The organism is uncultured Xanthomonas sp. (assembly GCF_964278005.1).
In the GTDB taxonomy this organism is placed as follows: domain Bacteria; phylum Pseudomonadota; class Gammaproteobacteria; order Xanthomonadales; family Xanthomonadaceae; genus Xanthomonas_A; species Xanthomonas_A sontii.
In genome coordinates, this window is sequence record NZ_CAXYKF010000026.1 from 74,986 (window position 1) to 87,679 (window position 12,694).

Consider the following 12,694-nt stretch of genomic DNA (forward strand, 5'->3'; position numbering starts at 1 on the left):
ATATCGGCGCGGACGGGAAATATTTAGAAATATTTAGCCTGCGTGAAGCATTTGTCTCGCAGGCCGCACGCGAGCCTGAGTGGTTCAGACCGGTGCCAGGACGCGGATCCCATAACCGCGCCGATGCGGTCGGTCCCTACGTCTCTGCACGCGCCGTGCCAGTCGCGGCAACGGGGAAGGCGTCAAAAAGCCGCGCCATACGTGCGACGTGGCGGCGGTCTTCACGTGAAGACCGCTGCAGGCCAGAGAACACAGCGGTGTGAGCGCCCATACGCCACCGAACGTTGTGGCGGTCCGGGGCGGGGGCGGGGCAGAGGGGTGCGGGGTCGCGGCAGCGGGCCGCGTGCGGGAGCCGGCGCGGGCGGACGCGCCCGCGTCGCTCAGCGTGGCGACAGCGCGGTCAGCAGGCCGCGCGCGGCATTGAAGCGGTCGGCCGCTTCCAGCAGCGGCAGCTTGAGCTTCAGCTTGTCCGGGCCATCCATCGCATACAGCTTGGGCTGCTTCTGGATCATCTGGATGATGGTCATCGGATCCACGTTGGGCTTGGCCTCGAACACCAGGCGCCCGCCGTGTTCGCCCAGTTCCAGCTTGCGGATGCCCAGCGCATTGGCCTGCAGCTTCAGTTCGGCGATCGCGAACAGGTGCTTCACCGGATCCGGCAGCAGGCCGAAGCGGTCGATCATCTCCACCTGCAGTTCGCGCAGGCCGTCGCTGTCGCGGGCGCTGGAAATGCGCTTGTACAACGTAAGACGGGTATGCACGTCGGGCAGATAGTCGTCGGGGATCAGCGCGGGCACATGCAGCTCCACCTCGGCGCCGCGCGCTTCCTCGCCGGCATCCAGGTCCGGCAGCTTGCCCTGGCGGATGCTGCGCACCGCGCGTTCCAGCAGTTCGGTGTACAGGCTGAAGCCGACCTCGGCCATCTGCCCGCTCTGGTCCTCGCCCAGCAGTTCGCCGGCGCCGCGGATCTCCAGATCGTGGGTGGCCAGGGTGAAGCCGGCGCCCAGTTCGTCCATCGAGGCGATGGCGTCCAGCCGCTTCTGCGCATCGGGAGTGATGCTGCGCCGGTCCGGCACCAGCAGATAGGCGTAGGCGCGATGGTGCGAACGGCCGACGCGGCCGCGCAACTGGTGCAGCTGCGCCAGGCCGAAGCGGTCGGCGCGGTTGATGACGATGGTGTTGGCGTTGGGGATGTCGATGCCCGATTCGATGATCGTGGTCGACAGCAGCACGTTGAAGCGCTGCTTCTGGAAATCCAGCATCACCTTTTCCAGTTCGCGCTCGGGCATCTGCCCGTGGGCGATGCCGATGCGCGCCTCCGGCACCAGCTCGCTCAGCTCGCGCTGCATGCGGCCGATGCTCTCCACGTCGTTGTGCAGGAAGTACAGCTGGCCGCCGCGCGCCAGTTCGCGCTGGAAGGCTTCGCGCAACAGCGCGTTGTCCCACTGGGTGACGAAGGTCTGCACCGCCAGCCGGTTCGGCGGCGGCGTGGCGATGATCGACAGGTCGCGCAGGCCGGCCATGGCCATGTTCAAGGTACGCGGGATCGGCGTGGCGGTGAGGGTCAGCAGGTGCACGTTGGCGCGCAGCGCCTTCAGCGCTTCCTTCTGGCGCACGCCGAAGCGTTGCTCTTCGTCGACGATGACCATGCCCAGGTCCTTGAACTTCACGTCCGGCTGCAGCAGGCGATGGGTGCCGACGATCACATCGATGCTGCCGGCGGCGACCTTCTCCAACTCGGCCTTGATCTCCTTGCTGCTCTTGAAGCGCGACAGCACTTCGACCTTGAGCGGGTAGTCGGCGAAGCGGTCGCGGAAGTTGCGGTAGTGCTGTTCGGCCAGCAGCGTGGTCGGCACCAGCACCGCCACCTGCTTGCCGGCGCTGGCCGCGGCGAAGGCCGCGCGCACCGCGACCTCGGTCTTGCCGAAGCCGACGTCGCCGCAGACCACCCGGTCCATCGGCTGGCTGCTGGCCAGGTCGCGCAGGGTGGCGTCGATCGCGGCCAACTGGTCGGGGGTTTCCTCGAACGGGAAGCCGGCGGCGAACGGCTCGTACATCGCCCGGTCCACCTGCAGCGCCAGTCCGGCGCGGGCCTGGCGGCGCGCCTGGATCTCCAGCAGCTCCGCGGCCACGTCGCGCACCTTCTCGGCGGCCTTGCGCTTGGCCTTGGTCCATTGTTCGCCGCCCAGCGAATGCAGCGGCGCGGTCTCGGCCGAGGCGCCGGAGTAGCGGCTGATCAGGTGCAACTGCGCGACCGGCACGTACAACCGGTCGCCCTTGGCGTATTCGATTTCCAGGAACTCGCCGGGCATGCCGCCGGCATCGAGCACGATCAGCCCGCGGTAGCGGCCGACGCCGTGGTCCTCGTGCACGATCGGCGCGCCCTCGGACAGCTCGCCCAGGTCGCGGATGATCGCTTCCGGCTCGCGCCCCACACGGCGGCTGCGCCGCGGCTGGCTGGCACGCTCGGGGAACAACTGGCGCTCGGTCAGCACCGCGATCCGCGGCTCCTCCAGCGCGAAGCCGTCGTCGAGCGGCGCAACCGCAATGGCAAAGCGTGCAGCGATCGCGCCGGAGTCGAGCCCCTCTCCCCCCGGGAGAGGGGTTGGGGTGAGGGTACGACCGCTAGGGATGTTCGCCTGCGCTGCTGTCGAGGATCCGGACGAAGCAGAAGCAAATGCCTTCTTCGATGATGGCCGCGCAGACGCCGCACCCTCATCCGGCGCTTCGCGCCACCTTCTCCCGGTGGGAGAAGGAACAAATGCCGCGAAATTCGGCAGCACCTCCGGCTTCAACTCCGCGGCCGCCAACACTTCCAGCAGCGCCTCGCGGCGGCCGGGCGAATCGGCCGCGATCAGCACCCGGCCCGGGTAGTGATCGAGGAAGCTCTTCAGCGCCGCGCCCGGCGCGGCGTCCTTGGCCGCCACCGGCAGCGGCGGCAGCGGCTGGTCGCCCAGCGCCTGTGCCTCGTCGATGCGCGGGTGGTCGGCGGCCCACACGTCGATGCGCGGCAGCCCGTTGAGACGTTCGCGCAGCGCGTCCGGCGCCTGGTACAGCTCCTCCGGCGCCAGCAGCGGGCGCTCCACGTCGTGGCGGCGCTGCTCGTAGCGGGCCTGGGTCTGCGCCCAGAACGCATCGGCGGCGGCGCCCACGCCCGGTGCGATCAGCGGCAGCACGTGCTCGCCCAGATAATCGAACAGGGTGGCGGTGGCCTCGCGTGCGCCGCTGCTGCGGGTTTCCTGGAAGAACAGCGGCAGGTAGTACTCGATGCCCGACGGCGCCAGCCCGGCCTTCAGGTCCTGGTACAGCGCACTGCGCCGGGTGTCCACGTCGAAGCGTTCGCGCAGCGCGGTCAACACCCGCTCCACGCTGACGTCGTCCATCGGCACTTCGCGCCCGGGCAGCATGCGCACCGCCTGCACATGGTCCAGCGAGCGCTGCGATTCCGGGTCGAAGGCGCGGATCGAATCGATGTCCTCGTCCAGCAGTTCGATCCGCAGCGGCGCGTCGGTGCCCATCGGGTACACGTCGAGCAGGCCGCCGCGCACGGCGAAGTCGCCCGGGTCCATCACCTGCGGCACGTTGCGGTATCCCGCGCTTTCCAGTCGGCGTTTCTCCGCGTCCAGGTCCAGGCGCTGGCCCACGCGCAGGTCGAAACTGCCGCCGACGATGTAGCGCAGCGGCGCCACCCGCTGCATCAGCGTCTGCACCGGCACCACCACGATGCCCTGGGTCAGCGTCGGCAGCCGGTGCAGCGCGGCCAGGCGCTGGCTGACGATGTCCGGGTGCGGACTGAACTGGTCGTAAGGCAGGGTTTCCCAATCCGGGAACGGCACCACCGGCAGGCTGGGATCCTCCCCGAGCAGGCTATGCAGGTCGGCTTCGAGCTGATGCGCGCTCTGGTTGTCGCGTGCGACCACCAGCAACGGCCCGCGGTGCGCGGACGCGGCGCAGGCGATGTGCCAGGCCAGAGCGGTGGAGGACGCGGGGGCGCGCCAGTGCGCGCGGAGCTGGCCGGACTTGGGCAGCGGCGGAACGGGGAAGGGAAGGGGCGGCATGGACCAACTAGTTTAGCAAGGTCGGGACCCGGGGCCCGCGACCGGGGGCACGTAAGAGCAGGAGCTGAAGCTGCCTGCGGAGCTCTGGATTTTCCGGGTCCCGGGTCCCGAGTTTTCAGCTGCCCAGTTCCAGCACCACCCGCACCAGGTCCGGATTGTCCGGATGCGGCATGCGCTGGAAGCCCAGCGACTCGGCCAGCTGCAGCATCGGCACGTTGCGTTCGAGCACGTCGCCGTAGAGCCGGTCCAGATACTTGCGGCGCGCCCACTTGACCAGCTTGCGCATCAGCTGCCGGCCCAGTCCTTGCCCCGAGACGAAACTGCTGACCAGGATCGCGTACTGCGCCTCGCGGGTGCCCGGGTTGATCGCGGCGCGCGCCACCGCACCGACCACGGCTTCTCCAGGCGGCAGCGGCTCGGCTGCGACCAGGATCAGTTCCGACTTCGGATTGGGATGGGTGAGGCGTTGCGCCATGTCCTCGGTCAGTTCCTGCGTCGAATGCAGGAAGCGCTCGCGGATCTCGGTCGGCCCGAGCAGGCCGAAGGCACCTTGCAGCGGCGCGCTGTCCTCCGGCCGGATCGGACGGATCAGCAGTTCGCGCCCGCTGGGCAGGGTGAAGGTTTCATGCCACGGAGGCATGCGGTTGCGGGTAGCCATGGCCGTATGATCCTCGACGAAGCCTGGATTCTCGCATTACCAAAACCTTACGCCCGTGAACGCAGCGTCCTGCCGATGTGCCGATCGGGTGGTCTTGCTAGAGTGGCGCTTCGTTCAAGGGAATGCGCGACGATGAAGACATCGCATGCCGTGGCCGTCTCCGCGGCGATCGGGCTGGGCTTGGCCACGCTGCTGGTGGGGCTGCTGGTGGGCGGTGGCAGGTGGCTGCTGCGCGCGCAGCACCACGACACGCCGACCGCCACCACCGCCGCTCCAGTCGCCGATGCGGAGCAGCTGGCGACGCAGGCATTGGCCCCGTACCAGGCGCGCCTGCAGGCCACGCGCCGGCCGGTGGTGCAACTGCAACTGCGGCCGATGGCGCAGGACGATCGCCTGGCCAGCAAGGTCGGCGGGCGCCCCTACTGGACCGGTGACAAGCCGTATCCGCATGCGGCCGATGGCCAGCCGCTGGCGTTGCTGGCGCAGATCGATCTGGCGCGGATGCCGCCGCTGCCCGGCTACCCGCGCCAGGGCATGCTGCAGTTCTTCATCGGCGGCGACGACGACTTCTACGGGGCCAACTTCGGTGGTGCGCGCAGCGACCTGGCCGCGCTGAGCGAACAACGCAATTTCCGCGTGGTGTACTGGCCGCAGCCGAAGGCGTCGGCGCGGCAGGCCGAGGTGCCGTTGCCAGCGGCCGACACGTTGCCGTTCGATCCGGCGCGGCCGCGGGCGATGCGGTTCGACGCCGGCGAGGAAACCATCGGCAGCAGCGATGTGCGCTTCGAGCAGGTGCTGGGCAAACCACTGGAAGAGGTGGCCGCCGCCTACGCCAAGCGCCACGCGGTGTCGCAGGATGCGGTGGACGACGCGCTGTTCGATGCCCTGAGCCGTGGCGGCAACAAGCTCGGCGGCTACCCGGAGTTCACCCAGCAAGACCCGCGTACCCTGCAGGACAAGCAGGTGCTGCTGCTGCAGTTGGACAGCGACGAGGAGATGATGTGGGGCGACAGCGGCGTCGCCAATTTCTTCATCGATCCGGACGACCTGCGGCGCGGCGATTTCAGCCGCATCGCCTATAACTGGGATTGCTTCTGAGCGCGCGCGTGCGCCGCCCCGCGTACCTCATGCTTCGCGCTTGAGCCATTCCAGGCGCGTGCTGGCACCGGCTTCGCCCAGGTGCGCCTTCAGCGGCGGCAGCGCCTGCGCCAGCGTCTGCTCGAACTGCCAGGGCGGATTGAGCAGCAGCATGCCGCTGCCGTTGAGCCGTAGCGGCGAATCGTCCGGGCGCACCTGCAGTTCGGCGACCAGCGCCGAGGCCACCGGCAGGGCCGCGGCCTTGCGGAAGAACGGCTGCAGGCTGCGGCGCTGCTTGATCGGATACCACACCGCGCACACCGCCTGCGGCCAGCGGCTCAGCGTTTCGCGCAGCGCGGCCACGATCAGCGGGTACTCGGCGTCCTGCGCTTCGTAGGGCGGATCGATCAGCACCAGCCCGCGGCCGATCCGGTTGGCCCCGGACTTGGGCGGCAGGAACGCCTTGATCGCCGCATAGCCGTCGCCGGCATGCACCTGCACGCGGCGGTCGTGGGTGAACAACGCCTTGAGTTCGGCGGCTTCCTCGGCCTGCAGCTCGCAGGCGGCCAGCCGGTCCTGCGCGCGCAGCGCCTGCGCCACCAGCAGCGGCGAACCAGGGTAGGCGACCAGGGCACCGACCGGATTGTCGGCCTGCACCGCGCGCAGGTAGCGCTCCACCACGTCGGGCAGGGTCGGCTGGCCCATCAACCGCAGCACGCCGGCGGCGGCCTCGCCGGTCTTGCGCGCCTCGCTGGCCGCGAACAGATAGCGGCCGCGCCCGGCGTGGGTATCGAGCACGAAGAACGGGCTGTCCTTGCGCTTGAACGCATCGAGCAGCGCCAGCAGCACGATGTGCTTGAGGACATCGGCATGGTTGCCGGCGTGGAAGGCGTGGCGGTAATTCATCCGCGCAGTGTACGGGGCGCCACGCCGGCCGGCCACGCCTGCCGAGGTGCCGGGCGGGGCGGGTCCGCGGCCGCGGTACACTAGCCGGGCGACCGCTGGCGGCCGCACGGCGCCTACCGGGCATGAGGCCGGAAGGTGTGGACGATGGGCCTGTGCATCCGGGCGCAGGCGTCGTCGGAGCGTTCGGGTGCGCAGTGCCGATACCGCGTGGGCGGCCGGCGGGTCCACGGTTCGCATGCGCATGTCTTCTCCCCTGTTGCTCGTTGTCCTGGCGTTGGCGCTGCCGTTCGCCGCCTGCGGCGCCTCCCGTGCCGAAGCCGCGCCCTCGGGCGCAGCGCAAGCTGCGGCGTTCGATGCGCTGATCGAGGATGTCGGTGCGCACGGCAAGGACATGGCCGCCGACGAGCAGGCCTACCGCGTCGCGCATGCGCGCCTGCAGGCGCTGCTGCCCGCCGGCGACCCGCTGCGGGGGGCGCGCCTGGACGCCTTCGACTGCCAGCATTTTCCGCAGGGCCCGGCCGCGGCGGTGGAGCAGGCGCGGCGCGGCGAGCGCGGCGCGATCGCGCGCACCCATGTGCAGGTCCGCCTGGAGTACCTGCTGTGCGAAACCTATGCGCTGTACAACGACGGCCAGCGCCCGGCCTATCTGCGGCCCGCCACCACGATCCTGGCGCTGACCGACGCGCAGCGGTTCCCGCGATTGCGCGCGGCGGCCCTGCGCATGCGTGCCTTCGCCGAGCGCGACGCCGGCCACTACGCGCAGTCGCTGCGTACCTTGCAGGAACTGCGCGCGCTGGACGCACGGCGCGATGGCGGCTGGGTCGCGCTGCTGACCCTGATCGGCATTGCCGACGCCTACCTGGACATGGGCCTGCCGGACCTGTCGCAGCAGGTCGTCGCCGAGGTCCTGCAGCGGGCCAGGCAGGGCGATGGCGGCTACATGCAGGCGCTGGCGGTGGAGCGCGAAGGCGCCATCGCCGAGCAACGCGGCGATCTGCCGGCGGCGCTGGCTGCCTACCTGCGCGCGGCCGAGCTGCATGGCCGACATCCGCTGGAGGGGTCGCAGGCGTCGCTGTTGCTGCGCGCGGCCCGGGTCAACGCGTTGCTGGGCAACCTGCCGCAGGCGCGGGCGCAGCGGCAGCAGGCCGAGGCGCAACTGGTCGCGATGGGCGCCACGCGGCTGATGCGCGCGCGCCGCGATTACGTCGATGCGCTGATCGCCGAGCGCAGCGGCGATGCGCGGGCCGCGCTGGCGCTGGCCGAACAAGCCGAGCAGGGCTATCGCGCCAACGGCGACCTGCGCAGCCTCAGCGACGTGCTGGACCTCAAGGCCACCGCCTTGCGCGCGCTGGCCGCCTGGCGCCAGGCACTGGATGCGCGCGAGGCGCAGATGCGCGTGCAGCAGGAACTGGATACGCGCATGCAGCGCGAGCAATCGCAGTTCCTCATCGCCGAATCGGAAAGCCGCGAGCGCGATCTGGCGGCGCTGCAACTGGCGCAGAAGGCGGAAACCCAGCGTAACCGGCTGCAGGCGATGGAGCGCGAGGCGACCCTGCGACGCGCGTTGCTGGGCGCGGCGCTGCTGTTGCTGGCGGTGCTCGTCGGGGTGTTGTTCCTGACCCTCGGGCGCCTGCGCGGCGCCCGCCGCGAAGTGCGGATCGACAGCCTTACCGGCGTCGCCTCGCGGCGCCAGGTCCTGGGCGAACTGGACACCGCGCTGGCGGCGTTGCCGCGCGGCGGACGCATGCCGCTGTCGGTGCTGGCGCTGGACGTGGACCACTTCAAGCGGATCAACGACGAGCACGGCCATGCGGCCGGCGACCAGGTGCTGCGGCTGGTCGCCACGACCCTGCGGCAGAGCCTGCGCAGGAACGACAGCTTCGGCCGGACCGGCGGCGAGGAATTCCTGGCGCTGCTGCCCGGCGCCGCCTGCGCCGAGGCACGGGAGCTGGCCGGGCTGCTGCGCGAGGTGCTGGAGCGGCAGTCGTTCGACGCGGTCGTGCCGGGCCTGCGCCTGACCGTCAGCATCGGCGTCGCCGAGGCCGGCGCCGGCGAGAGCAGCCAGGCGCTGCTGGCGCGCGCCGATGCCGCGCTGTACCGAGCCAAGCACGGCGGCCGCAACCGGGTGGAACTGGCGTCGGCGCCGGGCGCGGCCAACGCGCGCGGCGGCAGCGACAGCTGACGCGCCGCAGGTGCGCGTCGGGTTCCGTGCCGATCCACGAGCGGTGCCGCGGAATGGCCGGACGGACTGCCGCGGCGCCCGCGCGGCGGCTATGCTGCGCGCCATGTCCACGCCTGCCGCCGCCTGTGTCCTCGTGGTCGAGGACGAATCCGCCATCGCCGACACCGTGCTGTACGCGCTGCGCAGCGAGGGCTACGCGGTGCGGCATTGCCAGCTCGGGCGCGAGGCACTGGCGCAGCTGCGCGAGGGCGGCATCGACGTGGTGGTGCTGGACGTCGGTCTGCCGGATCTGAGCGGGTTCGAGGTGTGCCGCACGCTGCGCGGTTTCAGCCAGGTGCCGGTGCTGTTCCTGACCGCGCGCAACGAGGAGATCGATCGCGTGCTCGGCCTGGAACTGGGCGCCGACGACTACGTGGCCAAGCCGTTCTCGCCGCGCGAACTGGTCGCGCGGGTGCGGGCGCGGCTGCGGCGCCCGGCGGTGGTCGTCGGCAATGCCGAGGCCGGCTGGCAGCAGCACGGCGATTTCGCCATCGACCGCGACGGCCGCCGCATCCGCTGGCGCGGTGCGGTGCTGGACCTGACCCGCTACGAGTATGCGTTGCTGGCAGCGCTGCTGCAGCGGCCCGGCGCCATCCTCAGTCGCGCGCAACTGATGGACCGCGGCTGGGACAGCAGCGCCGACAGCGCCGACCGCACCGTCGACACCCATATCAAGACCCTGCGCGCCAAGCTGCGCGCGGCCGGCGCCACCGACGATCCGATCCGCACCCACCGCGGCCTCGGCTACGCGCTGGAGGCTTGAGGTGCGGCTGGGGCTGAAGCTGTTCCTGGGCTTCTTCCTGATCGTCGGCGTGGCCGCCTTCTTCGTGATGCGGGTGTTCGTCAACGAGGTCAAGCCGGGCGTGCGCCAGGCGATGGAATCGACCCTGGTGGACGCGGCCAACGTGCTGGCGCAGATGGCCGCGCAGGATCTCAAGGACGGGCGCATCGCCAGCGGCCGTTTCGCCCGCGACCTGGCCGCGGCGCAGCGGCGCGATCCGCGCGCGATGGTCTGGCGTTTCCCCAAGCACAGCGTCGACTACCGCGTCACCCTCACCGATGCGGCGGGCATCGTGGTGTTCGATTCGCGCGGACAGGACATCGGCCGCGACAACTCGCGCTGGAACGACGTGTACCGCACCCTGCGCGGCGAGTACGGCGCCCGCTCCAGCCCCGAGGCCGACGGCGACCCCAACCACACGGTGATGCACGTGGCCGCGCCGGTCTACGATCCGGCCGACCCGCAGCGGCTGATCGGCGTGCTGACCCTGTCCCAGCCCAACCGCAGCATCGAGCCGTTCATCGTCGCCAGCCAGCGCAGCATCCTGCTGCGCGGCGCTTGGCTGATCGGCATCTCGGCGCTGATCGGGATCCTGATGACCTGGGGCCTGCTGCGCGGCATCGGCCGGCTCAACCGCTATGCGCAGGCGGTCAGTGCCGGTGCGCCGGTGCCGCCGCCGCCGCCGCGCCGCGATGAGATCGGCGATCTCGGCCGTGCGCTGGAGACGATGCGCCGCAAGCTGGAGGGCAAGCAGTACGTCGAGCAGTACGTGCAGTCGCTGACCCACGAGATGAAGAGCCCGCTGGCCGCGATCCGCGGCGCGGCGGAACTGCTGCAGGAGCCGCTACCGGAACCGGAGCGGCAGCGCTTCGTGCGCAACATCGCCGAGCAGCAGCAGCGCCTCACCGAGACCATCGACAAGCTGCTGGCGCTGGCCGAGGTGGAACAGCACGGCTGGCTGCAGCGGCGCGAACCGGTGGCGCTGGCGCCGCTGTGCGCGGACCTGGCCGAAGCGCTGGCGCCGCAACTGCAGGCGCGCGGCCTGCAGCTGCAGGTGCAGGCGCCGGATCCGACCCTGGTGGTGTCGGGCGATCCCTACCTGCTGCGCCAGGCGCTGCACAACCTGCTCGACAACGCCATCGCCTTTTCGCCGGAGGGCGCGGTCATCGTGCTGCGTGCCGAACGCGGCGCCGACGCGCGCGTGCTGCTGACGGTGGAGGACGCCGGCCCGGGCGTTCCCGACTACGCGCTGGAGCGGGTGTTCGAGCGCTTCTATTCGCTCGCGCGCCCGGCCACCGGCCAGCGCAGCTCCGGCCTCGGCCTGCCGTTCGTGCGCGAGGTGGCGCGCCTGCACGGCGGCGACGCCAGCCTGCGCAACCGCGACGGTGGCGGCGCGGTGGCCTGCCTGGCGTTGCCGCTGGCCTGAGCCGGATCGATTCGCGCGAGAGGGCGTGAAGCGCGGTGCCGGGGCTCCCGCGTCGGGACTGAAGTCCCTCCCACAGTGGGGCGCCGCGTCGACCGGATGCCGGCCACCAATCCCGATTCCCCAATCCCCAATCCCGGCTCCTCCCACTTCACACCCACTTCAAATTCGCCTCAAACCCCACCCACGCAGCGGTCGCATGCTGGCCCCCTCCCAACCGAGAGGTCGCCATGAAATCCCTGAAGCTGCTGTTGCGATTCGCCACCATCGGCGGATTGATCCTGTTGTTGCTGATCCCGCTGCTGATGATTCGCGGCACCGTGCAGGACCGCCAGCATTACCGCGACGAGGCGGTGGAACGGGTGTCGCAGAGCAAGGCCGGCGAGCAGCGCCTGCTCGGCCCGCTGCGGGTGATCCCGTGGACCCAGGAACGTGAGGTCGCCGTACTCGACGCCGACGGCAAGCGGGTGACCAAGCGCGAGACCCAGGCCGGCTACGTGCTGCAGGCGCCGCGGCGGCTGCAGGTCGAAGGCGAACTGAAGCCCGCGCAGCGCCACATCGGCCTGTTCAAGGTGCAGGTGTATAGCTGGCATGCGCGGCTCAAGGCCGAGTTCGACGATCTCGACTATGCCGCTGTCGATCGCCGCCAGTACGGCACGCCGTATCTGGCGATCGGCCTGCAGGACGTGCGCGGCCTGGTCGGCACGCCGAATCTGCGCGCCGACGGCCGCGCGCTGCCGCTGCAGCCGGGCTCGGAAGGGCTGTCCAACATCTCCAAGGGCGTGCACGCGGTGTTGCCGGCATTGCGCGATACGCAGCAGGGCCGGCTGACCGACCTGCACGACGTGCAGATGGAATTCGTGCTCGACGGCACCCAGGCGCTGTCGATCGTGCCGGTCGGCGACGACAACCAGATCGCGCTGAACTCGCCGTGGCCGCATCCGCTGTTCGGCGGCCGCTTCCTGCCCAACGAGCGCCGCATCACCGCGCAGGGGTTCCAGGCCAGCTGGGCGCTGTCGTCGCTGGCGACCGGCGCGCAGGCGCAGCTGGCCTCCGGCGGACAGGATCTCGACGCCTTGCGCGTGGACCTGGTCGACCCGGTGGACGTGTATACCCAGGCCGAGCGTGCCAGCAAGTACGGCCTGCTGTTCGTGGTGCTGACCTTCGTCGCCTTCGGCCTGTTCGAGCTGATCAAGCGCCTGCCGATCCATCCGCTGCAGTACCTGCTGGTGGGCCTGGCGCTGGCGATCTTCTTCCTGCTGCTGCTCAGCCTGTCCGAGCACATCCCGTTCTGGCAGGCGTATCTGGTCTCGGCGGTGGCCTGCATCGGGCTGCAGTTCTTCTACCTGTCCGGGGTCTTGCGCAGCCGCCTGCGCGCGGCCGGCTTCGCCAGCATGCTCACCGTGCTGTACGGCGCGCTGTACGGCCTGCTGGCCTCGGAAGACAACGCCTTGCTGATGGGCTCGCTGCTGTTGTTCGGCATCCTCGGCGCGATCATGTGGATCACCCGCCGGATCGACTGGTACGAACTCGGCGCGTCGCTGCGCTGAGCCGTCGGGGGAGAACCGGA

At 70.5% G+C, this 12,694-nt stretch carries 8 protein-coding genes; 5 read left to right on the forward strand and 3 right to left on the reverse strand.

Features of this window, described 5'->3' with window-relative positions:
* Positions 1 to 380: 380 nt before the first annotated feature.
* A complete protein-coding gene (gene mfd / locus ACHWVH_RS19110; protein ID WP_394687774.1) occupies positions 381 to 4,058 on the reverse strand; it encodes a transcription-repair coupling factor in 3,678 nt (1,225 codons plus the stop codon).
* A 115-nt stretch (positions 4,059 to 4,173) separates the two neighbouring features.
* Positions 4,174 to 4,716, reverse strand: a complete 543-nt coding sequence (locus ACHWVH_RS19115) for a GNAT family N-acetyltransferase (protein WP_017909572.1) — start codon at positions 4,714 to 4,716, stop codon at positions 4,174 to 4,176.
* Between the two features lie 132 nt (positions 4,717 to 4,848).
* Between ACHWVH_RS19115 and ACHWVH_RS19120 the strand changes: the two genes are divergently transcribed.
* A complete protein-coding gene (locus ACHWVH_RS19120) occupies positions 4,849 to 5,814 on the forward strand; it encodes a YwqG family protein (RefSeq protein ID WP_394687775.1) in 966 nt (321 codons plus the stop codon).
* A gap of 27 nt (positions 5,815 to 5,841) precedes the next feature.
* Here ACHWVH_RS19120 and ACHWVH_RS19125 read toward each other — a convergent pair whose 3' ends face one another.
* Positions 5,842 to 6,699: a 23S rRNA (adenine(2030)-N(6))-methyltransferase RlmJ gene (locus tag ACHWVH_RS19125; protein ID WP_394687776.1), complete on the reverse strand. Its 858-nt coding sequence runs from the start codon at positions 6,697 to 6,699 to the stop codon at positions 5,842 to 5,844.
* 241 nt (positions 6,700 to 6,940) lie between these two features.
* Here ACHWVH_RS19125 and ACHWVH_RS19130 point away from each other — a divergent pair, with 241 nt between their 5' ends.
* The 4 genes from ACHWVH_RS19130 (at position 6,941) to creD (ending at position 12,674) form a co-directional block, all read left to right on the forward strand.
* Positions 6,941 to 8,881 (forward strand): diguanylate cyclase, encoded by a 1,941-nt coding sequence (locus ACHWVH_RS19130; RefSeq protein ID WP_394687777.1) that lies wholly within the window; start codon positions 6,941 to 6,943, stop codon positions 8,879 to 8,881.
* A 91-nt stretch (positions 8,882 to 8,972) separates the two neighbouring features.
* Positions 8,973 to 9,683: a two-component system response regulator CreB gene (creB, locus tag ACHWVH_RS19135; RefSeq protein ID WP_295923939.1), complete on the forward strand. Its 711-nt coding sequence runs from the start codon at positions 8,973 to 8,975 to the stop codon at positions 9,681 to 9,683.
* Position 9,684: 1 nt separating this feature from the next.
* Positions 9,685 to 11,127 (forward strand): two-component system sensor histidine kinase CreC, encoded by a 1,443-nt coding sequence (gene creC / locus ACHWVH_RS19140; protein ID WP_152246686.1) that lies wholly within the window; start codon positions 9,685 to 9,687, stop codon positions 11,125 to 11,127.
* Positions 11,128 to 11,354: 227 nt separating this feature from the next.
* Positions 11,355 to 12,674 carry a cell envelope integrity protein CreD gene (gene creD / locus ACHWVH_RS19145; protein ID WP_394687778.1) on the forward strand — a complete coding sequence of 440 codons (1,320 nt, stop codon included), beginning with the start codon at positions 11,355 to 11,357 and terminating at the stop codon, positions 12,672 to 12,674.
* Positions 12,675 to 12,694 lie beyond the last annotated feature (20 nt).

Bases quoted from the DNA above. Each gene is read 5' to 3' on its own strand.
- ACHWVH_RS19120 (WP_394687775.1), top strand. From the start codon at position 4,849: ATGAAGACATCGCATGCCGTGGCCGTCTCCGCGGCGATCGGGCTGGGC.
- ACHWVH_RS19125 (WP_394687776.1), bottom strand. From the start codon at position 6,699: ATGAATTACCGCCACGCCTTCCACGCCGGCAACCATGCCGATGTCCTC.
- creD (WP_394687778.1), top strand. From the start codon at position 11,355: ATGAAATCCCTGAAGCTGCTGTTGCGATTCGCCACCATCGGCGGATTG.
- ACHWVH_RS19115 (WP_017909572.1), bottom strand. From the start codon at position 4,716: ATGGCTACCCGCAACCGCATGCCTCCGTGGCATGAAACCTTCACCCTG.
- ACHWVH_RS19130 (WP_394687777.1), top strand. From the start codon at position 6,941: ATGTCTTCTCCCCTGTTGCTCGTTGTCCTGGCGTTGGCGCTGCCGTTC.
- mfd (WP_394687774.1), bottom strand. From the start codon at position 4,058: ATGCCGCCCCTTCCCTTCCCCGTTCCGCCGCTGCCCAAGTCCGGCCAG.
- creB (WP_295923939.1), top strand. From the start codon at position 8,973: ATGCTGCGCGCCATGTCCACGCCTGCCGCCGCCTGTGTCCTCGTGGTC.